The following is a 20,983-nucleotide window of genomic DNA, read 5'->3' as shown; positions in this document are numbered from 1 at the left end:
CGGCCCTGAGGCCCGCCGGTCATTCTCGGCAAAGGATTTGTCGGTATTGTCCGGGTATGATTCTGCTCGATTACAATTCATTGCTGATCGCTCTGAGCTTCTGCAGCGCAGGGGTGGCGCTGACGTTCTTTGTGAGCTGGCTGGTCTCGCAGTCTGACCGCACCCTGATGACGTGGACGCTCGGCTCCACGAGCCTCGTCGTCAGCATTCTGGCCTACAGCAATTTTGTCGCGCACTATTCGCCTTCGGTCGGCATCGTAGCTTTTTCTGCGCTTCAAATCGGATTGGTGTTCTTTCTCGGAGCTGCCTACCAATTCCGCACCGGATTGCTTCCCGCCAAACTGATGATTGCCAGCGCGCTGATCGCCAGCGTTCTCACCACATCCATGATGGTTAGTGGTTATGACGGCCTTTGCTACATCGTGTTCAATCTCGCGGCGATGCTGATCTTATGCCAAACGGGGATCGAATATTGGCGCTGCCGCCACGAATCTCCGCTCCTGCTCACGACACTCGCAACCCTTTATGTTGTAGGCGGCCTGTCATTCGGCCTCTGTGCCTTTGCTCTGGCACAGCAGGGCGAATGGATCATGAACCGCCCGCCCGACGACTGGGCCGAAAATCTGAACCTCATCATTTGCCTCGCCGATACGGCCGCGATCGGCGCGCTCTCCCTCGGTCTCAATCAAATTCGTCTGACACGGCGCCACAAGCGCGAGGCCGAAACGGATTCCCTGACCGGCCTCTACAATCGGCGCGCGTTCTTTGATCGCGCCGCCGCATTTCGTGCGCCGACGGGCATCGTGGTCGTCGTTTTTGACGTCGATCACTTCAAGCAAGTCAACGATGTTTATGGCCATCAGATCGGCGATACCGTGCTGCAGACGTTTGCTGAAATTCTGAGGGACACCGTCCGCGAGGGCGATCTCGCTGCGCGCCTCGGTGGTGAGGAATTCGCCATTCTACTTCCCGACGCGACACTGAAGGCGGCCCTGCTCGTGGCCGAGCGCATCCGCAAGAAATTCGCCGAGAAGCGCTTTTTTTCCGACGCTCAGCTGTTTGGCAGCTCGGTCAGCGTCGGAATATCCAAGGTCGGCGACCAAACGATGTTGAACGACTTAATCATTCAGGCCGACGCCGCTCTCTATGTCGCCAAACGGTCCGGACGCAATCGCGTCATTCTCTTTTCAAGCCGCGAGGACATCCGGCAGCAGAAGGACAGCATTGTTCCGATTGATCTGGAAGGCTCGGAAGCCGAGCGGGCGAACGTCTACGGCGCTGTGGCGGAAGCTGCACACCATCACTCCCAACGCAAGGCGCGCTTAACCCGCCGCATCTAAGACCCAGTCAGGAAAAAATCCGCACTATCTTCCCGACAAGTCTTGAGGCTGCACCGAGCCCGCGATGTAAGGCCCCGACATCGGTGCAGGATGGGCCATCAAGCTCGGATTGGTATCGTCCAGCATCGGACGCAGCGCTCCGCACACGAACCAAAGCGCAAACGAAAATCCGACCAGCAGAAGAATGATCAAGGCATCGAGCACGCCATCACCATCGCGCATGCCAATACCGAATTGAGAGTCGTCGTTACGGTCGCCGCCAGAATAGAGGGCCATGGCTCTTTCCTCGCTTCGTCTCGCCTCCGTCAGTCCCTCAACAGTCTGCAGGCCGTCCGAATCCGACCGGATCCCCGTGACCGATCGCGCAATGGCCGCGTTATGAATGTGCGCTCTCGAAAGCGCGGCGAAAAGACCCCAGACAGGCGCCAGGGGTTAAAATCGGTTACCGGATGATTAAAATGCCGTTCACCGTCCGCGCGATTGGCGGTTGCCTTGTGCAATGCCTTTGCGCTCCGATGCGCGCCCAGCAACCGAGCGCCAGCGGAAATGGCCGATCGGTTTTAAACGCTCGGTTTTCCGCATCCATCAGCGACGAACAGCTCACGAAGGCCGGGGGAACCAAGGCATCGGCTGACGCGTTTCGCTCAGAATATAAGTTAGGATAATGCTCATGACCGTTGAAAGCATCGCAGTCAGTAATAATCAGCCGGTAGAGCTCTTCGATGCCCGGTCACGGATCGCCCACCTTGAGGCCAAGGTCGAGCAGGCGGACTACCTGCTCGCGGAAGCTCTCGATTCGTCCGTCGATTATGAGGACATGCTGCGAAAAATGCAGATGGCCCAGAAGACGCTCAAAGAGGCTCTCGGCCAGGAGCGGGAACTTATGCGCCTTGCGTGACGCCGCCCGCTCTAAACCGCCGTTTCAACTGAAATTTTAGTGCATATCGGCCTGCTCGACGCGGTAGCGGTACGGCAGGTCGAAACAATAATGGGCGCCGGCCTTTTCAGCCTCTTCCCAGGTTTCGAATTGGGCGCCGATAATCTCCGACGATCCCCCGAAACAGCCTTCGTCGTCTCCGCGACAGGATTCACACCAGACGACGACGCGATATTTGTCCATTGCCACCCTCGTAACGTCCTTGCACGAGCATTTTAGCTGCGCTGCAGCATGACCTCCTTTTTCTGCCTCTGCCGATGAATTCATCATGAACGCCGCTGTCATCCGCGCTTCAATCGCGCCACAGTTGCCTATGATATCGATGCCATTCGGCCTTTACCTCAAACGGCGTCCGGCACGTCAGCGCTGCCCTATCGGGGCCTGAAAGCGGTTGCTGCCACGGCTTGCTTGTCTGCCCCACGCGGAGCCGGAAAACCGTCCTCGGACGAAGCGCCGCAGGCTCCACGCGAAAACGTCGCCCAGAATTTCTGCTGCCGCAGCTTGTATGGGCTCGCAAAGAGCCCTATGCCGCCCGCTTCAAATTTGGAAAGCCGTTTATCCGTTGGATTTCTGTATGCAAAAGCAGGCCGGAAAAATTCCTCTCTGCGAGGACGATCACGCATCGGACGGCTATTACGTCCTCATTTCCCTGATCTGCATCGTGGTTGCAATGACCTCTGCCCTCATCATCACTTATGGAATTGAAATGCTGATCTAGCAGACCCACCGACCACGGCATAAACGTCTCCTACTAATCACCCGTTGCTAAGTATTGCGATGCAATTGCCTCTTGCCATACTTGAGCTAACTTTCGTTCAAGCGGACAATCCCGTCCCACTATTCAACATTTCGGAACGACGACGCACGCGACAAGATAATGGTTCGTCAGCCTTCCAAAACAAATCGCTTCGCCATCAGTGCGTCCAGCCGCTTCGTCGCCGGCCTTATTCGGACCGTCAGGCGGACATCGTCCACGGTTTATGAGCCGGCCGATTTCTTTGATCGCCTTCGCGCCCAGGTGCCGTTCATCATGGCCATGTGGCACGGGCAATTCATGATGCTGCCGGATCTGAACACCCGTGAATATCGGGTCGAAGCCATGGTCGCCCGCCACGGCGACGCCGAGCTCGTCGCTCAGGTTCTGGCCCGCTTCGGAATCTCGGCGATCCGGGGCGCTGGCGCGGCAGGCCGCAAGCGTGATCGCGGCGGCGCCTACGCTCTTCGCGCGGCAGTGAAGGCCCTCGAAAGCGGCTCCATCGTCGCCATGACCGCCGATGTTCCGCCAAGACGCCCACGGACCGCTGGCGAGGGCATCGTGACGCTCGCACGGCTCTCTGGCCGTCCAATCATCCCGGTTGCAGCAGCGACGTCTCACTTCCTAGTGCTCAATACCTGGAGCAAGATGACGGTGAACTTGCCTTTGTCGCGGTTAGCTTGGGTTGCGGGCGAACCAATTTTCGTCTCCCCCGATGCGGACGACGAAGCGCTGGAGAAAGCCCGCCTTGCGGTCGAGGCTTCGCTGAACGCAGTTACAGCGCGCGCCTACGAATTGGCGAAGGCAACCGACCGCCAGCCCCTCACCGGCAACAAGCAGAGCGGAACGCCGCGCCTGTTTCTTTAAGAGCGGAAGACGCGGCTATTCTGCCGCGACCGTGTGATCCGCATTGGCCTGCTTCTCCCGCTTGCGCAGGCGATCCTCTTCAGCCGAGATGTAATCGCGTGTCCGCGGCACGCTGTCGATTTTTTTGGCAAGCTGGATTTGGAAGACCATCAAGCCGCCGTATCGAAAACCAGCCTCACCCGCGGCCAGATAAAATTCCCACATTCGACAGAAGCGCTCACCGAGCAGTGCGGCGGCTTCAGCGCGCCGTACCATGAAGCGCTTCCGCCACGCCAGCAGCGTATCGGCGTAATGCAGGCGCAAGACCTCAACATCGGTAACGATCAGGCCAGCCTTCTCGATGGCCGGGAACACTTCCGCGAGAGACGGAACGTAACTGCCTGGGAAAATATACTTCTCGAACCACGGGTTCATCGCGCTGCGCCCGTCGAGCCGACCGATCGAATGCAAGAGCATAATGCCGTCGTCCTTGAGGCACCGCCGAACCGTGTTGAAGTAAGTCTCATAGTCCTTGAGACCGACATGCTCGAACATCCCGACTGAAACGATCCGGTCGAACGTCTCCGTCAGCGCCCTGTAATCCTGCAGCCGAAAATCAATGCGTTTCGCAAGACCCCTCTCGCTGGCGCGGCGCTTCGAAACTTTGAGCTGTTCCGGCGAAAGCGTAACGCCGGTCACCTCGGCGCCGGCAATACCCGCCAGATAGAGCGCCATGCCGCCCCAGCCGCTGCCGATATCGAGAACCTTCGCGCCCTGCTTGACGAGAAGCTTCGACACGATGTGCCGCTTCTTCGCAAGCTGAGCGGTTTCCAGGTCCTGGTCTGGCGTTTCGAAATAGGCGCATGAATACTGGCGATCGGAATCGAGAAAGAGCTCATAAATGCGATCGTCGATATCGTAATGATGGTGGACATTATCGCGCGACTTGCCCTCGGAATTCGCGCGGTGAAATGGCTCCAGCAGATTGCGCAGCGTGTGCTGCAGCCAACCGAACTGCGGCGGAGTCAGGCTGTGAAGATTGTGCCCTAGCAGTTCCAGGAGATCGTAAACGGTGCCCCCAGATACGGTCAGCCTGCCGTCGGTAAAAAGTTCTCCCAGCGCCATCTGCGGATGGAAGAAAAGTTCACGCGCCGCTTTGTTGTCTTTGAGGGTGACGACGAGAGGGACCCCGGTCCCGTCCCCCGATGAGAGCCTATCACCGTTGGGCATGACGACCGTGAGGCTTCCGGTCTTGATGCACTGTTTCAGAAACGATTGGAGCAGGCGTTTCATGGGCAGGCCGTCGAATATATCTGATACTCAACACAACGAAAGAAATTTGGTTCCGGCCAAATTCCCGTCGGCACCAGGAACTTAACAGATTTGCGTCGGTTTTTCATCATCGTTCTTTCATGCGTCAAAATACTCAAGCAGCGAGGAAGACATGGCGCCAAAAAATCAAATTGCTTCGGTTACGAAGCGTAAAACGCATTCAGCGAAGACGACGAAAAATGCGCACAAATCCCCGCACTCGACGCATCGCTGGTCTGCGCAAGTGACGAAGACGAGCGATGCCCTCGATCTCAAGGCCCATCTCTTCGAGGGGCGCGACCCGTCAGAGATCGCCAAATCGCTGAAGCGATCGGCAGAAAGAAGCAAACGTCGGAAGGGCACGCCTTATCAATCGGCCATGTCGATGCTGACGTTTTACATCAATCGCGCCGGAAAGAATCTCACCTCCCGCCGACGCCAGACGCTCGATCGCGCCAAGGTCGAATTGCGGAAGGCGTTCGGACGATCTGCATAGCGGCCGTCGCCAATCATGCCCTTTGTCTCGCCATGCGAGCCTGTCGGCGCACGCCGTGGGTCGTCTTCTCCCAGAAGAAAGGTCTCCTGACGAGATCGAGGATCGCGCTATAGGCCGCGAGTGAAATCGCGAGCCAATAGATCGGCAGCAAAACGACGGAGAACACGCGTCCCGATATGCCCGCTGAAACCGACGTCACTAAAATCAGCAGCGCCGCTGAACCATATCCCACGATCAGATTGGCTCCAAAGAGCCAGAAGAGAAATTCGTTCTCCGGCAGGACGCGACCTCTGAGCACGGCCTCCGTCCCAACCAGCACATAGAACCATGGATGCGCGAGCATCGAGATCAGCATGGCCGAGATGGTCACCTGAAAACCAAAGAACCTCCAGGCTCCGAGATCGCGCCAAAGCCGTAGCGGGCGTCGCATGTGCACGAGGTAGGTCTGCATCCATCCCTTGATCCAGCGCGTGCGCTGACCGCGCCAGACGCGCCACGTAACCGGTGCCTCCTCCATGGTTTCGGAATCGATGATCGAAACCTCGTAGCCAAGACGTGACAACCGGATTCCGAGGTCGGCATCCTCGGTGACATTGAACGGATCCCAGCCGCCGCATTTCAAAAGCACGTCGCGGCGAAAATGGTTCGACGTCCCGCCGAGCGGAATAGGCAATCGCAAATGATCGAGCGCCGGTAACACCCCTCCGAAGAGCGCCGCGTATTCGAGCGTAAATTGGCGGCTGAGAAAAGAGTCGTCCGGATTGAACACTACAAGCCGCGCCTGCACGCATGCGAGTCTCGGACCGCCGCGAACGAACGCCACTGCCGCCAGACGAAGTTGGTCAGGATCGGGACGGTCCTCGGCGTCGAACACCGCCACCAGCGTGCCGCGCGCTTCCTGCAGCGCATAATTGAGCGCTCTAGGCTTTGTCTTGGGTTGACCGCGCGGAACCGTCACCACACGCATGTTGGCGCCGAGCCCGGCGTGCAAAAGCGCACGCCGTGTCACTGCATCATCTACTTCGGTGATGAAAAGAATTTCGAGCCTGTCGCTTGGATAGTCGAGCCGACCCATCGCGCGGACAAGCGCCGGCACGACAGCAACCTCGCGATAGAGCGGAACCAGGACCGAAAATGTCGGCAGCCGGTTATCGTACCGACGGTCAAGCCATCGCGGGTCGACCGCTTCTTGATGGCCGCTCACGACCCGCCAGAGCGCCGCCAACCGCAACACCGAAATCATCAGAAACGGCACCGCAATGGTCAGCGACCAGAGTACGAGACCAAAGTCGTCAAGCAAGAAAAGCCCGGCCGTCAAACCCGCTAGCGTGACGAACAAAAGCACCCGCTGCCACAAAAGCAGCGGAGAAGCGGCGGAAAAGTCCGGTGCCCGCCGTCGCAAATCGTTGACCGCACGGTCCAGTTGCCCAATATCGCGTTGAAAGGGGGGCTGAGCGAACACGCGTCCAGACGGCGGTGGACGACCGCGCGTTACACGTGGCGGCACGCGGAATGTCCGCGTGGTCGGCGTTTTGGGCCGAGTCCCCAGCATGGCATGCACCTGACTGGCCCCTCCGACGGTCACGCCGCCCAGCCAGTGACAAACTATATGCTCAAGATGCGTAAAATTAAAAGCCAAGAATGGGCGTCGATCGCGGACACGAGAACCCGGAGTTCTTTTGAAATGAAAGCGCAACGACTGAGCCGAGATGCACTTCTGGCGATGGCCGTGGCTTTTTTCGCGGCGCTCAGCCTTGCAGCACCGGTCGCAGCCCAGGACGCATCAGGATCAGACCCTGCCGTTGCCAACGTCGGCGCGTCCAAGGATGCCGCCCCGCCCCGTCGTGTCGTCATCCGCTTTCTGACTGACAACGACTATCCGCCATTCGATTTCTACGACGAAGACGGCGTGCTCGTCGGCTTCAACGTCGATCTCGCCCGCGCCATCTGCCTCGAACTCAACACTTCCTGCGATATCAAGGTTCGCCCTTGGGACGAGTTGATCCCCGACCTTTTGAAGGGCGAGGCCGATGCCGTCATCGCCGGACACAAGGTGACGGCAGCGGCGCTGAAGCAGGTCGATTTCACCGATCGCTACTTCCACACGCCGGGTCGCTTCGCCGCCCGCAAGGACGAGCCGCGCGTGGGGATGACACCCGGCAAGCTCGAAGGCAAACGCATTGCTGTCGCCCGCGGCACCCCGCACGAAGCGTTCCTCCGAGCGTTCTTCCACGACAGCCCACTCGTCATTTACGAAAATCCCGACTTGGCGCGAGAGGCGCTGGCTGCCGGCAAGGCCGACTTCCTGTTCGACGACGGCATCTCGCTGGCTTTCTGGCTTAACGGCACGCTATCGCGCCAGTGCTGCGAAATGCGCGGCGGTGCTTTCCTAGAGCCCAAGTTCTTTGGAGACGGCATGGCCATAGCCGTCCCCAAGAACGATCCGCAGATTAGGCTCCTGCTGAACAAAGCACTGGAGCGCGTTCGCGCTTCGGGACGTTTCGAAGAACTCGTTCAGCGCTACTTTCCGGTCAGAATTTACTGAAACGAGGCTGGCGTGCACTGCACGGCCATAAAAAAACAAGCTTAATGCGGCATCGGCACGCAACGGCACGATCCGCAAGTTAATTTGACGAGCTATGATTCAAACTGTGATCCGCGCCTTGCTGCTCGCCGTCCTGTCAGTCGCACTGATCGTGCCGGGCGGCAACTCGTCCGATGCGCGCTCCGGCTATCATAAATCTGGCTCGCGCAAATATCATAAGCGCCACTCGCCGCGTTATCATGCCCGCAACAAAACCAGACGTGCCAAGCTCGCAGTAAAAGCCGAGCCCGCGCAGCCGGCCTTGCCGCAACGGCCGCAAAAACTTCTGACGCGCGACGAAATCCTGTCATCCGATCCGCAACGGCTCGAACGCCTCGGCGGACGCATCGTCGTCGGCTTCGATAGCTTTTCTCAGGTCAAGCCGCTCGTCGAGAAAAAGGCCATCGCCGGCATCTTCATCACCGATCACAACGTCCGCGGCCGAAAAATCCAAGACGTCGCCAAAGACATCGACGACCTGCAGATGATCCGCCGGCAGCAAGGCTTGCCCCGCCTCATCGTCGCCGCCGACCAGGAAGGCGGATACGTGTCGCGGCTCTCGCCCCCGCTCAAGTGGCAGCCTACGCTCGGTATGATCATTGCCAAGCTCAAGACCGACAGCGATCGCGAAAAAGCCGTCCGCCAATATGCCGAAACGCAAGCGCGCGAACTGGAACGCCTCGGCATCACGATGAACTTTGGCCCCGTCGTCGATCTGCGGCTTGGCAAGCCAAATCGCAACGACGGCGAAACCCGCATCTATTGGCGCGCCATTGACGACGATCCCTACCTCGTCGCCAAAGTCGCGGGCTGGTACTGCGATACGCTGACGAAATTCAACATCATCTGCACGCTGAAGCATTTCCCCGGCTTGGGTCGCGTGACGCGCGACACACACGTAACGTCGGCAGACATCAGCGCCGGTTCGAGCCAGCTTGAACTGACCGATTGGGTGCCGTTCCGCCGCGTAATGACGGAGCCCGGCGTTGCGACTATGCTTGGCCACGTCCGGCTCGACAGCATTGACAGCACGACGCCGGCGTCCTTCTCCGATATCGTCATCAACAAGGTCGTGCGCCCGCGCTTCGAAAACGACGGCCTCCTCATCACCGACGACTTCAGCATGGGCGCGGTCACGAAATCGCGCGACGGCTTGGGCGGCGCGGCCGTCAAAGCGCTCGATGCAGGGGTCGATCTGATCCTGCTGTGCAGCGTCGACAAGAGCTACGACATCCTGATGTCCGCGTTGATCGAAGCCGACCAGAAGGGCGAAATCTCAATCGCGCGCGAAAACGAGACGCGCGAGCGGCTGAAGCGCTACGTCTTCGTCGACGATCGCGACCTGCCGCCGTCCGCTCCCGTTCAGGCTCAGCAGTAAGACGCGCCTCAAAGATCCGATGCAGGAGGCTTGGTCGGCGTCTTCTCGAACGGCTCGCCGATGGTCCTCGGATCGGCCGCGAGCGAATGGCGAACGATTTCCCACTTCTCGCCGACCCGTTCGAATTCGGTCTTGTACCGCCCGCCAAGCAACATCCGCGTCCCTTTGCGCTCGCCGGTGATGCGATAGATCACAGGACCGCTGACGGTCGCCGAACCGCATCCGGCGACGAGCGATGCCGGGCGGATCGACAGCCGGGGATGCCGGGAAAAGAAATCCTGATAGTAGGTCCGGATCGCGTCGCGACCCTTGTAGACCTTGCCGTCCTTGGTCGCGACCAGCGTTGCATCATCAGCATAAAGGGTCGAAAGCTGTTCCGCGCTCCCGCTCACGAACGCTGCGCGCCAGCCATTGAGCAATTGAACCATCTGGACCTCGGAAAGCTTGGCGCACCCCGGCCCGTCTGTTTGGCCATTCGCAGCCTTGGCCGGGCTGTAGGCTCCTCCGGCACTGGCGATCATCAGAAGACCGATCGCTCGGAGCAATGGCCGGGCATTCCAGGATCCTGTCATAGGCGATCCTTTCGCGGACGAGGCTGTCCCAATCCTCTCTTGATGTTATGATTCCCGCTGTGCGTGAAATTTCGGTTGCCGCCTTAACCGAAAAGGCGAAATTCCGCGGCCGAAAAGGCCCATTCGGCGTATCGTTGGGCCTAGCGGTGCCCTGACGGATTTCCCGTCCTGCCGATTGCCAATCTTCATCGTCTTTGATACAAGGCGGCCCAGAACACGCGCGGACACCGGCGGCCAAACCTCCGGAGTCGGTGGTTTTGCGCATTCAAGAGACAGAATTCTTCAGAGGATACAACTGCTTGCAGGTTCTCGTTCGCGACAACAATGTTGATCAGGCTCTCAAGGCGCTTAAGAAAAAATTGCAGCGCGAGGGCGTTTTCCGCGAGATGAAGCTCCGCGGTCATTTTGAAAAGCCTTCTGAAAAGAGAGCCCGCGAGAAAGCCGAGGCGGTGCGCCGCGCTCGCAAGCTCGCCCGCAAGAAGCTGCAGCGCGAAGGTCTCCTGCCGAGCAAGCCTGCAACGGCGCGTGGCGCCGGTGGCAAGGGTGGTCCCGGCCGTGGCGGCCAGGGCGGTGCAGGCGGCGGTTTCCGCGGCGGCCAGAACGGCGGCAGCGCTGGCGGAGCCAGCAGCGGCGGCACCGGCAGCAGCTTCTAAGCCATCGCCGCAAAGCGACGACACAATCAAGGCTCGCGATGTCAGCGGGCCTTTTTGTATTGCTGAAAGCCGGTCCGTTTAGTCACGCGCCAGCAACTTTCCCGCGCGCAGTCTGTCGATCCAGCCATTCACGAACGCGAAGGTGGGTCCGTCATGGATGACATGCCCTCCGCCGTGAATGATCTTGATCTCCTTCGGCTCATTGGCGGCAGCGAACAACCGGCGGGCCATCTCGACCGGCACGACCTCATCGGCATCCCCGTGCATAATAAAAATCGGCACGTGGACGTCATGGATGTATTTGATCGATTCGTATCGATCCTTCAGCAGCAGCCCGACCGGTAGCCACGGAAACTCCGCCGACGCCAATTCGAGAATGGACGTGTAGGGCGCATCGAGAATAAGCCCCTCGACCTTCTCATCCTTCGCCACCTGTATCGCCACCCCCGAGCCGAGCGATTCGCCATACAGAATGATGTCGCGAGATTCCACGCCGTCGCGGATCAGCGTCTCGTAAGCGAGTTTCGCATCCGCCACGTTGGCCGTTTCCGTCGGCGACCCCGTGGAACCGCTGAAGCCCCGGTACGCCAGCATGAGCATGCCGCGTCCGTGCTCGATATATTTCCGCATCGTCTCAGCGCGGAACGCCAGCGAGCCGCCATTGCCGTGAAGATAAAGCAGCGTCGGCTGACCTGGCCGCGCCTTGCGGTACCAGGCAATCAGCTTCTCGCCATCAGGTGTCGGAATGACGAGCTCAGACACGCCCACGAGCCCCGCAGCCGCGGGCGCCGTGCGCACGGGATCGGGGAAATACAGGAACCGCCGCTGCGCCACATACATCGCCCCCGCCACGACGACGTAAAGGAGAACGAGAGTGATCAGAATGTATTTGAGAACCAAAAGCACGCCCGCCTTGGGTCAGTCACGATGACGAACCAGATACCCGATCCTGTCACCTTCTCGTTCACGAATGCTTTCGAGCGCTGCCATCACGTCTAAACCATGAAGCGGGACACCCGTCTCCGCAACGCAATCCTGATTGAGCTTCATGAGTTCCCGATAGATCGGCTCGGCCGTTTTGTGCAGCATCGCAACCACGGCAACGGTCTTGCGCGGCATATTGATCGGGACGCGGGGAAAGACCGACGACAGAACTTCCTTAGCCCCTTCCGAGAAGTGTGACGAAAAGCGGCCTAAAAGAGAAACGAGCTTGACCGCCGTCGTCTCTTCGAAGCGATAGTTGTATCTATCCATCCACTCGAAAAGCTTGTCCATCGTGAAGTCTTGCAGGCGAATGCCGGCCGTATCGCGATAGTCCTGCCATTCGGCGACAAGATCGAAACCCGATTCCATGTCGATGTCGGCAGGCGCAAACGTCAGGTCGGTCGCGACACCGACGCGGTCCAGAAAATCCTTGTTCTTGCGGGCGATGTGCGTCGGATAGGTCGGCAGCCTGAAAGTCCCAAAGCTGCCCTGCTCATAGGCGAGCCGGACCAGCTTCGAACAAAACAAGTTCCGCGTATCGTCAGTGCGCATCGAGAAATCGTAAAGGATGCGCTTGCCGCCTTTCGCGTGCGACGCCGCCACGTAATCGAAAATGTATTTAGCCGCGCGCGCTCCGAGATCGGCATCACGATGACGATAGAGCACAGCGCGCACGATGTTATGGTCGAGCGCCTTCGCGAGCGGGGTGATGGTAGCGCCGTCTTCGATCAGGCTCTCGACCATCCAGTGGTCGCCCTGAGGATCGATGTAGACGATGCCGATATGGCTGAACTGGCTATCGACGTCACCGATCCGGGCGATGGCGGCGCTGTTGTGCGCCGTGCCTCGCACCAGCACGACGTCGCCCGAGCGAAAATGGTGGGCCGCGCCGCTGCGGTAGAAGTCGTAGTTCACGAGCGTGTTGTTGTCAGCGCCGGTGAAGCCGCGCAGCAGATATCCGTTCTCGTTTGTGCGCGGATGCCCTGTCGTGATCTCACCAAGCATGTCCGACACGTATCGGAGCACCCGGAATACGTCTCGGAAGCCTTGCGTCACCTCAGGCGTCATCAGGCCGAGCATCTCGTAATGCGCCAGGTGATCGCGAAGCCCAACACGCAAATCAAACAGCCGGTACATCAACTGCGGCGCCTGCCGCGCGATGCCCACCACGTCGTAATCGGCAAATCGCGCCCTCGATGCCCGCTCATAGATGAATTGCAGGTTGCGGGCGAGCAGCGCCGAATTCGTTACCGGCGTCGCCGCGAGAATCTCGATGTGCTGGATATCGTTTTCGAAAGACGCCGACGCGACAGGAGCCAACACGGAAAACCCTCAAACTCACCCTTGGCTGCAAGTTATAGCAGACCGGCCCGGTTCTGACCCGAGCCACCGCAATCGGCGACCTCCTGTTGCCGATCCGCCCCATTGGCCGACGATCTACGGCCAGTCGGCTCGCACCGACCCTTGGGCCCGCCCCAGCCTAGTCCGCAGCCAGGGCTTTAACGATCTCTTCCGTCATTTTCTTGGCATCGCCTAACAACATCACGGTGTTGTCGCGATAGAAGACAGGGTTGTCGATACCGGCATAGCCCGACGCCAGTGAGCGCTTGTTAAAAAACACCGTTCCGGCCTTCCAGACCTGAAGAACCGGCATGCCGTAGATCGGCGACGTCTTGTCTTCCTCGGCCGCCGGATTGACGACGTCGTTGGCACCGATGACGTACACGGCGTCAGCCTGTGCGAACTCGCTGTTGATGTCTTCGAGTTCGAAAACTTCGTCGTAGGGCACGTTAGCCTCAGCGAGCAGCACGTTCATGTGACCCGGCATACGTCCTGCAACCGGGTGAATGGCGTATTTGACCTCGACGCCGGCCTTCTTCAGGACGTCCGCCATCTCGCGCAACGCATGCTGCGCCTGGGCGACCGCCATGCCGTAGCCCGGCACGATGATGACCTTCGACGCATTTTTGAGAACGTAGGCGGCATCTTCCGCCGAGCCGAGCTTGACAGGTTTTTGCTCGCCGCCGCCGGCAGCCCCCGCCGCCGCAGTCTCGCCGCCGAAGCCGCCCGCAATCACCGACAGGAACTGGCGGTTCATCGCCTTGCACATGATGTACGACAGGATGGCGCCCGATGAGCCGACGAGCGCGCCGGTGATGATCAACGCGACGTTGCCGAGCGTGAAGCCGATGCCCGCGGCGGCCCAACCCGAATACGAGTTCAGCATCGAGACGACCACTGGCATGTCGGCGCCGCCGATCGGGATGATGATCAGGACGCCAATCAACAGCGAGAGCGCCACGATCAGCCAGAATAGCCACGCCGACCCGCCCGAAACGATGAACGCGTAGATCATCAGGATCAGCAGAATGCCAAGGCCTGCGTTGATCAGATGCCGCGACGGCAACATGATGGGCTTGCCCGACATCCGCCCCGACAGCTTCGCAAACGCAATGACCGAACCGGTGAACGTAATCGCACCGATCGCAACACCGAGCGACATCTCGAGCAGGCTGCCGGCCTTGATCCCGAGATCGGGTGCCGCCGGATCAACGAGAATGCCGAACGCGGATGGCGCGTAAAGCGCGCTGGCCGCAACGAACACCGCGGCGAGACCGACGAGCGAGTGAAACGCCGCGACGAGTTCCGGCATCATCGTCATCGGAATTTCGCGCGCCGTCTTGGCGCCAATGAAACCGCCGATGCCGATGCCGAGCACGATCAGGATCCACGACGTCGCCGTCGGCTCAGCGAGCCCAAGCGTCGTAAGGATCGCGATCGTCATACCGATCATACCGTAGAGGTTGCCCTTTCGCGATGTCGCGGGGCTCGACAGGCCTCTAAGCGCCAGGATGAAGAGAACGCCGGCGGCGAGATAAAGCAGAGCGGCGACGTTTGCGGACATAGGTGCGTTCCCGGGCCTGTTATCGGATTCCTGCGACGGTTCTCATGCGACGAGCGACGCGAGCGTCAGCTCTCTTTCTTCGGTGGAGGCGTTTCTTTTTTCTTGTACATGGCGAGCATCCGGTTGGTGACGAGGAAGCCGCCGAAGATGTTGATCGACGCCATCGTCAATGCGAGGAACCCGAACACGCGAGCGATGCCGCTGTCCGAACCCGTCAGCGAAACACCGACAGCGAGCAGCGCGCCGACCACGATCACGGACGAGATCGCGTTAGTGACGCTCATGAGCGGCGTGTGCAAAGCCGGTGTCACCGACCAGACGACGTAGTAGCCGACAAAAACGGCAATCACGAACACCATCAGCTCGTATACAGACGGGCTGACGCCATGCCCCTCGGCCGCGAAAGCCGACGATGCCGTTAATGCCGTGACCGCAAGAGCGGCGAGCAGAGTTTGGATCAAGCGCATGGCAAGGCTCCTCATGCCGTCTTCGTCGCAAAATTGGGATGCACGATCTCCCCGTCTTTGGCGATCAGCGTTCCCTTGATCAGTTCGTCGTCCCAATTCACCGCCAGCGTCTTTTCCTTTTTGTCGATCATCGTTTCGAGGAAAGCCAAGAGATTGCGGGCGTAGAGACTTGAAGCGTTGACGGCGATAGTGCCTGCAAGATTGAGCGGCCCGAAAATCTTGACGCCATTCGGCGTCTCGATCGTTTTGCCGGGCTCCGTCATCTCGGTGTTGCCGCCGCGCTCGGCCGCGAGGTCGACGATGATCGAGCCGGGCTTCATGCTCTCGATCATGGCGCGCGAAATAAGCTTCGGCGCCGGACGGCCGGGAATGAGCGCCGTCGTGATGACGAGGTCTTGCGATTTGATGTGGTTGGCGACGAGTTCGGCCTGCTTCGCCTGATATTCCGCGCTCATCGGCTTGGCATAACCGGCAGCCGTCTGCGCTTGCTTGAACTCATCATCTTCGACGGCGATGAACTTCGCACCGAGCGACTGCACCTGCTCTTTTGTCGCTGGCCGAACGTCTGTTGCTGTCACCTGCGCACCGAGCCGCCGCGCCGTCGCAATGGCCTGCAAGCCCGCAACGCCGACGCCCATAATGAACGCCTTTGCCGCCGGAACTGTACCGGCGGGCGTCATCATCATCGGGAGCGCCTGACCGAACATCGAAGCGCCATCGACGACGGCCTTGTAGCCCGCAAGGTTCGCCTGGCTCGACAGCACGTCCATTGACTGCGCGCGCGTCGTGCGCGGCATGAATTCCATCGAGAAGACGGTTGCGCCGGTCCCCGCCAACGCGTCGAGACCGTCGCGCTCGCCGTAAGGATCGACCATGCCGGCAACGATCGCACCGGGCTTCAGTGCTTTGACATCATCGACAGATGGACGGCGAACCTTCAGCAGAATATCAGCGCCGGAAAGCGCATCGGCTTTGCTGACGATCTCCGCGCCGGCGGCGCGATAAGCGTCGTCGGAGAAGCGCGATCGAAGTCCTGCGCCCTGCTCGATACGAACGAGCGCGCCGAGGCCGGTGAATTTCTTGACCGTGTCAGGCGAAACGGCAACGCGCGGCTCGTCGGCCGGCTCACTGGTGACAGCTATCGTAACCATGTCTCGGTCCAATCGATGGGCGGCAGGGGCAGAACCGGAAAAAGCAAAGGGGCAGTCCATTACCGGCCTGCCCCATGACGTCACCTAATTGGCGTAGGTGAGCCGGGGATCAGACCAGAAAGATCTTCATGAGGACGAGAATGACGGCCACTGTGATGACGCCAATCTTTAGGAAGCGCACGAAATCGCGGTAGGTTTCAAGATGCGCTGCGTAGTCCATTGCCGGGCTACCCTTCGAGGTATCGATATCCAAAGTTTCACTCCCCAGTGGCGTGTTTTAAAATCTGTATGGGGTTAGGTATCTCAAGATGTGGCGAGCTTCAAGGTGTCGCAGTCTGGCCTTTAGCTCAGTTTGCGCCAGAAAATCAGCAGGTGCCGCGCACCCACCGTACGGCATCGAGCCTAGGTTGTAGAAGCGAGCAAGCCTCGCTACACCGCAACCTGCGTACCGACCTCGACGACTCGGTCGGTCGGAATCTGGAAGTAAGTCGTCGCGTCTTCCGCGCTTCCTGCCAGCATAATGAACAGGCGTTCCTGCCAGCGCGGCATCTCAGACTTCGCTGTCATGCGCAGCGAACGCCGCGACAGAAAGAACGACGTCGAGCCAATGTCGATGTTGCAGTCCTTCCGGCGCGCATGTTCGAGAATCTTCGGCACACTCGGCGTTTCCATGAAGCCGTAGCGCGCAATGATCCGGATGAAATGATCGGAAACGCGCTCGATCGTCAGCCGCTCATGACGGGCTACGCGCGGCGTCTCTTCCGTTCGGATTGAGAGCAGAATGTTGCGCTCATGCATGACGCGATTGTGCTTCAGGTTATGCATCATCGACGTCGGCGCCGCATAGGGATCGCCGGTCAGAAACACGGCCGTTCCCGAAACGCGATGCGGCGGCTTCGCTTCGAGCTTGCGCACGAGCCAATCGAGGTCGGCCTCGTTGCGCTTCGTGACTTTTGCCAAAACGCGCGTGCCGCGCACCCAGGTGAACATGATGATCGCCAGCATGCAGGCGATGGCGAGCGGCACCCAGCCGCCTTCGAGCAGCTTCAGGATATTGGCCGAGAAGAACGCCTGCTCGATCAAGAGCAGCGGAATGATGATGAGCGCAACGCGCCACAGCGGCCACTTCCAGCATTTCCAAATGACGAAGAACGCCATCAACGAATCGATGACCATCGCTGCCGTCACCGATACACCGTAGGCCGCCGCCAGATTGGACGACGTCCTGAAGGCAAAAGTCGCGACAAGAACGGCTACGAAAAGGATCCAGTTGACCCTCGGCATATAGATCTGTCCGGCCATGCTCTCCGACGTATGCCGGATCTCGAAGCGCGGCACGAGGCCGAGCTGGATAGCCTGACGGGTCAGCGAAAAGGCGCCCGTTATCACTGCCTGGCTTGCGATCACGGTCGCGAACGTCGACAGGACCAGCATCGGCACAAGCATGAAGTCGGGATAAAGCTTGTAGAACGGGTTCTCGATCGCATTGGCGTCGTTCATGACCAACGCGCCCTGGCCGAAATAATTGAGCACCAGCGCCGGCATGACAAAGTAGACCCAGGCGACAGAGATAGGCTTCCGGCCGAAATGGCCAAGGTCGGCGTAAAGCGCTTCGGCGCCGGTACATGCCAGAAAGACGAGGCCCATCACTGTCAGGCCCAGAAATCCGTGGTGGTAGACAAACGAAATGCCCTCAATCGGATTGAGGGCACGAAGGACGTGCAGATTGTCGGCGATGTGGACGAGACCGCCCAGCGCCAGAACGGCAAACCAGACGCACATGACCGGACCGAAAAATCGCGCGACCCGGTCCGTGCCACGCGACTGCATCCAGAAAAGACCGGCGAGAACAATGACGGCGACCGGAATGACGGCGCGCTCGAATTGCGGCGCGATGAGTTGCAGGCCCTCGACCGCCGACAACACCGAAATCGCCGGCGTAATAACCGCATCGCCATAAAAGAACGAAGCGCCGGCGATGCCGAGCGCGCCGAGCAGCGGCGCGCTGCGACGGGCGACGGTCTGGCCCAGCGCCATCAGCGCGAACATACCGCCCTCGCCCTTGTTATCGGCGCGGAGCAAAAGGAGCACGTACTTCACCGTGACGACGAGCGTCATGCTCCAGAAGATAAGCGACAGCACGCCGACCGCCGCCTCCGCGGCGGTTAGTCCGCGGTGCGAAGCAGCTGTGATAGCCTCCTTGAAAGCATAAAGCGGACTCGTACCGATGTCGCCAAAGACGACACCTACCGAGCCCAGTGCCAATGCCCAGAAGTTCTTACTGTCATGCCCCTCTCCGACGCCATAATCGGCAGCCTGAGAAGAGGCGGGCGCTTGTGCCATTCAGGCACCTCGACCTGTCGAATTGGGCTGCATCGCAGCAAAGTGGCGGGCTTCTACCCTCACGTCGAGCCAATGGAAAGCGTTAAATTCGCCACCCCCGAGTTGCCTTTCCAGCGGACCGTTCGGCAGCACACCTTCGCAGGATTCGCTGCACCGCCGAACAGTCGGTTTTATGAACGCTTTCTAGAGCAGGCTCAAGACATGGTTTCCAGTTCGTCGATCATCCCCTCGATGACCTTAAGTCCCTTATTCCAGAACTGAGGATCGCGCGCATCGAGCCCAAACGGCGCCAGCAGCTCCGAATGGTGCTTCGACCCGCCGGCTTTCAACAGATCGAAGTATTTCGCCACGAACCCGGGGTGGGCTTCGGCGTAAAGGCCGTAAAGCGAGTTTACCAGACAGTCGCCGAACGCGTAGGCGTAGACGTAGAACGGCGAATGAATGAAGTGCGGGATATAGGTCCAGAAGACCTCGTAGCCGGGTTTCAGATCGATCGCCGGCCCCAGGCTTTCCGCCTGTACCTCCATCCAGAAGCCATTGATCTGCTCGGCCGTCAGTTCGCCCTCGCGGCGCGCTTCGTGAACCTTTCGCTCAAAAGTATAGAATGCGATCTGGCGCACGACCGTATTGATCATGTCCTCGACCTTGGCCGCGAGCATCGCTTTCTTTTCGCGCGCATCCTTGGTCTCAGCGATGAGCGCGCGGAACGTCAGCATCTCCCCGAACACGGATGCCGTCTCGGCGAGCGTCAACGGCGTCGGCGCCAGCAGCGGACCCTGATCGCGCGCCAGCCATTGATGGACGCCATGGCCAAGCTCATGCGCGAGCGTCATGACATCGCGCGGCTTACCGAGATAATTCATCATGACGTAAGGGTGCACCGACGGCACCGTCGACGCCGAGAACGCGCCTGGCGCCTTGCCGGGCTTCACCGGCGCATCGATCCAGTTCTTATCGAAGAACTGCTTGGCGATCGTCGCCATCTCGGGTGCAAAGCCATTATAGGCCCGAAGAACGATCTGCTCGGCTTCCGACCACGTGATCGTGCGTTCCGGTTTGTCGGGAAGCGGCGCGTTGCGGTCCCAAGACGCCAGCGTCTTCTTGCCGAGCCATTTGGCTTTCATTGCGTAATAGCGATGCGACAGCAACGGATAGGCCGCGCGGACACTCGACACGAGCGCGTCGACAACCGGGCCTTCGACACGGTTCGCAAGGTTGCGGCTGTCTGAAACGTCTTTGAAATTGTGCCAGCGATCGGAGATCTCTTTGTCTTTCGCAAGCGTATTCGTGATCCGCGAAAACAGCGGCAGATTCGCTTGAAAAACTTTGCTGAGCGCTTTTGATCCTGCCTCGCGCTTCTTCTCGTCAGCGTCCGACAGCAGGTTGAGCGTCGGTTCAAGCGAAAGCACTTCCTTCTCGCCATCGACCTCAAATCGCAGCGCCGACATTGTCTCGTCGAACAGCCGGTTCCACGCGCCGCGGCTCGTCTGCGATTTTTCGGTGAAAAGCGTCTCGATGCGTTCGTCGAGCTGATGCGGCTTTTCCTTCCGCAGATCATCGAACCACGGCTTATAGCGCTTGAGGCTTTCGTGCTTCAGCGCCGACTCAAGCACGGCGTCGTCGATCTGATTGAGTTCGAGTTCGAAAAAGATGAGATCGGTGTAGAGCTTCGTCAGCGCTTCCGAGACGTCGGCATTGAATTTCGCACGCGCCGGGTCCGTCTGATTGAGAACATAGTAGAGCCCGGAAAACGATCCGAGCTTGCCCGCTAGATCGGACAGCTTCTCGTAATCCTTGACCGGATGGATCAGCTTGTCGCCGTCCTTGGCGAGTTCCGCTAAGCGCCCTTGATACGTCGCCTTGATGCGCGTCGCCTCAGCGGCCGCTTCTTTGAGATCGCGCTGAATGGCCGGATCGTTGGGGCCGGAATAGAGATCACTCAGATCCCATTGCGGCATGTTGCCCAATGCGTCCTTGTCTTCCGCCAACTTGGTCGCGGCTTGTGGAGCGAGAGTGATGTCGGACAACGGCCACCTGCGCATGAGAACCTCTATAGTTAAGAATGCGAGCCGTGGCTTAGCACAGCCTCGGAAAAGATGAAATTTGACGATCTGGACAGATGTAGGGTCGGGACCGGCTGAAAAAAACTTTCGCGAGAGTTCAGCCTCTTAGCGAACAGCGGCGAAATTTGCGTCACCGCGAAACCTTACGTTTACCGTTGTCCGGCAATGATGTGCTCGTTGCGTAAGTTCCGGGTCACCA

Annotated in this window: 21 protein-coding genes; 8 read left to right on the top strand and 13 right to left on the bottom strand. The window is 59.5% G+C overall.

Annotated elements, in window-relative coordinates:
- The first annotated feature begins 56 nt into the window (after window positions 1-56).
- On the top strand, window positions 57-1,340 hold the full coding sequence (locus tag ACLB1Z_RS05335) for a diguanylate cyclase (RefSeq protein ID WP_409562376.1): 1,284 nt from the start codon (window positions 57-59) through the stop codon (window positions 1,338-1,340).
- A gap of 24 nt (window positions 1,341-1,364) precedes the next feature.
- Here the strand turns inward: ACLB1Z_RS05335 and ACLB1Z_RS05330 are convergent, their stop codons facing one another.
- On the bottom strand, window positions 1,365-1,616 hold the full coding sequence (locus ACLB1Z_RS05330; RefSeq protein ID WP_013946429.1) for a hypothetical protein: 252 nt from the start codon (window positions 1,614-1,616) through the stop codon (window positions 1,365-1,367).
- Between the two features lie 394 nt (window positions 1,617-2,010).
- Between ACLB1Z_RS05330 and ACLB1Z_RS05325 the strand changes: the two genes are divergently transcribed.
- Complete coding sequence (locus tag ACLB1Z_RS05325; protein ID WP_013946428.1) at window positions 2,011-2,238, top strand: hypothetical protein; 228 nt, start codon at window positions 2,011-2,013, stop codon at window positions 2,236-2,238.
- 36 nt (window positions 2,239-2,274) lie between these two features.
- Here the strand turns inward: ACLB1Z_RS05325 and ACLB1Z_RS05320 are convergent, their stop codons facing one another.
- Window positions 2,275-2,460: a hypothetical protein gene (locus tag ACLB1Z_RS05320; protein ID WP_409562375.1), complete on the bottom strand. Its 186-nt coding sequence runs from the start codon at window positions 2,458-2,460 to the stop codon at window positions 2,275-2,277.
- Window positions 2,461-2,851: 391 nt separating this feature from the next.
- On the opposite strand from ACLB1Z_RS05320, the gene ACLB1Z_RS05315 reads away from it, so the two are divergent.
- Both ACLB1Z_RS05315 and ACLB1Z_RS05310 read left to right on the top strand, forming a co-directional pair.
- Window positions 2,852-2,995 (top strand): hypothetical protein, encoded by a 144-nt coding sequence (locus ACLB1Z_RS05315; RefSeq protein WP_013946426.1) that lies wholly within the window; start codon window positions 2,852-2,854, stop codon window positions 2,993-2,995.
- Window positions 2,996-3,154: 159 nt separating this feature from the next.
- A complete protein-coding gene (locus ACLB1Z_RS05310; RefSeq protein WP_409562374.1) occupies window positions 3,155-3,898 on the top strand; it encodes a lysophospholipid acyltransferase family protein in 744 nt (247 codons plus the stop codon).
- Window positions 3,899-3,913: 15 nt separating this feature from the next.
- On the opposite strand, the gene ACLB1Z_RS05305 is transcribed toward ACLB1Z_RS05310, so the two are convergent.
- On the bottom strand, window positions 3,914-5,170 hold the full coding sequence (locus ACLB1Z_RS05305; RefSeq protein ID WP_409562373.1) for a class I SAM-dependent methyltransferase: 1,257 nt from the start codon (window positions 5,168-5,170) through the stop codon (window positions 3,914-3,916).
- 151 nt (window positions 5,171-5,321) lie between these two features.
- Between ACLB1Z_RS05305 and ACLB1Z_RS05300 the strand changes: the two genes are divergently transcribed.
- Window positions 5,322-5,684, top strand: a complete 363-nt coding sequence (locus tag ACLB1Z_RS05300; RefSeq protein ID WP_409562372.1) for a DUF3175 domain-containing protein — start codon at window positions 5,322-5,324, stop codon at window positions 5,682-5,684.
- A 13-nt stretch (window positions 5,685-5,697) separates the two neighbouring features.
- Here ACLB1Z_RS05300 and ACLB1Z_RS05295 read toward each other — a convergent pair whose 3' ends face one another.
- Window positions 5,698-6,984, bottom strand: coding sequence for a glycosyltransferase (locus ACLB1Z_RS05295; RefSeq protein WP_409562371.1), 1,287 nt, complete (start codon window positions 6,982-6,984; stop codon window positions 5,698-5,700).
- 384 nt (window positions 6,985-7,368) lie between these two features.
- Between ACLB1Z_RS05295 and ACLB1Z_RS05290 the strand changes: the two genes are divergently transcribed.
- Window positions 7,369-8,229: a transporter substrate-binding domain-containing protein gene (locus ACLB1Z_RS05290; protein ID WP_409562370.1), complete on the top strand. Its 861-nt coding sequence runs from the start codon at window positions 7,369-7,371 to the stop codon at window positions 8,227-8,229.
- A gap of 94 nt (window positions 8,230-8,323) precedes the next feature.
- A complete protein-coding gene (locus tag ACLB1Z_RS05285; RefSeq protein WP_409562369.1) occupies window positions 8,324-9,646 on the top strand; it encodes a glycoside hydrolase family 3 N-terminal domain-containing protein in 1,323 nt (440 codons plus the stop codon).
- A gap of 8 nt (window positions 9,647-9,654) precedes the next feature.
- On the opposite strand, the gene ACLB1Z_RS05280 is transcribed toward ACLB1Z_RS05285, so the two are convergent.
- Window positions 9,655-10,218: a nuclear transport factor 2 family protein gene (locus ACLB1Z_RS05280; protein WP_409562368.1), complete on the bottom strand. Its 564-nt coding sequence runs from the start codon at window positions 10,216-10,218 to the stop codon at window positions 9,655-9,657.
- A 299-nt stretch (window positions 10,219-10,517) separates the two neighbouring features.
- On the opposite strand from ACLB1Z_RS05280, the gene rpsU reads away from it, so the two are divergent.
- A complete protein-coding gene (gene rpsU, locus ACLB1Z_RS05275) occupies window positions 10,518-10,871 on the top strand; it encodes a 30S ribosomal protein S21 (protein ID WP_409562367.1) in 354 nt (117 codons plus the stop codon).
- A 78-nt stretch (window positions 10,872-10,949) separates the two neighbouring features.
- Here rpsU and ACLB1Z_RS05270 read toward each other — a convergent pair whose 3' ends face one another.
- The 8 genes from ACLB1Z_RS05270 to ACLB1Z_RS05235 form a co-directional block, all read right to left on the bottom strand.
- Window positions 10,950-11,777, bottom strand: coding sequence for an alpha/beta hydrolase (locus ACLB1Z_RS05270; RefSeq protein ID WP_409562366.1), 828 nt, complete (start codon window positions 11,775-11,777; stop codon window positions 10,950-10,952).
- A gap of 12 nt (window positions 11,778-11,789) precedes the next feature.
- On the bottom strand, window positions 11,790-13,178 hold the full coding sequence (locus ACLB1Z_RS05265; RefSeq protein WP_409562365.1) for a YiiX/YebB-like N1pC/P60 family cysteine hydrolase: 1,389 nt from the start codon (window positions 13,176-13,178) through the stop codon (window positions 11,790-11,792).
- Window positions 13,179-13,335: 157 nt separating this feature from the next.
- Window positions 13,336-14,760, bottom strand: a complete 1,425-nt coding sequence (locus ACLB1Z_RS05260; RefSeq protein WP_409562364.1) for an NAD(P)(+) transhydrogenase (Re/Si-specific) subunit beta — start codon at window positions 14,758-14,760, stop codon at window positions 13,336-13,338.
- 65 nt (window positions 14,761-14,825) lie between these two features.
- On the bottom strand, window positions 14,826-15,227 hold the full coding sequence (locus ACLB1Z_RS05255; RefSeq protein WP_409562363.1) for a proton-translocating transhydrogenase family protein: 402 nt from the start codon (window positions 15,225-15,227) through the stop codon (window positions 14,826-14,828).
- 11 nt (window positions 15,228-15,238) lie between these two features.
- Window positions 15,239-16,378, bottom strand: coding sequence for a Re/Si-specific NAD(P)(+) transhydrogenase subunit alpha (locus ACLB1Z_RS05250; protein WP_409562362.1), 1,140 nt, complete (start codon window positions 16,376-16,378; stop codon window positions 15,239-15,241).
- Between the two features lie 109 nt (window positions 16,379-16,487).
- Complete coding sequence (locus ACLB1Z_RS05245; protein WP_013946414.1) at window positions 16,488-16,631, bottom strand: aa3-type cytochrome c oxidase subunit IV; 144 nt, start codon at window positions 16,629-16,631, stop codon at window positions 16,488-16,490.
- Window positions 16,632-16,807: 176 nt separating this feature from the next.
- The gene (locus tag ACLB1Z_RS05240) at window positions 16,808-18,721 is read right to left on the bottom strand and encodes a potassium transporter Kup (RefSeq protein ID WP_409562361.1); all 1,914 of its coding nucleotides are present in this window, start codon (window positions 18,719-18,721) and stop codon (window positions 16,808-16,810) included.
- Between the two features lie 194 nt (window positions 18,722-18,915).
- Window positions 18,916-20,763 (bottom strand): M3 family oligoendopeptidase, encoded by a 1,848-nt coding sequence (locus tag ACLB1Z_RS05235; protein WP_409562360.1) that lies wholly within the window; start codon window positions 20,761-20,763, stop codon window positions 18,916-18,918.
- Window positions 20,764-20,983 lie beyond the last annotated feature (220 nt).

The sequence above is a fragment of the Hyphomicrobium sp. MC8b genome, assembly GCF_905067615.1.
Lineage (GTDB): Bacteria > Pseudomonadota > Alphaproteobacteria > Rhizobiales > Hyphomicrobiaceae > Hyphomicrobium_B.
This window is presented reverse-complemented; position numbering and strand designations above follow the sequence as displayed.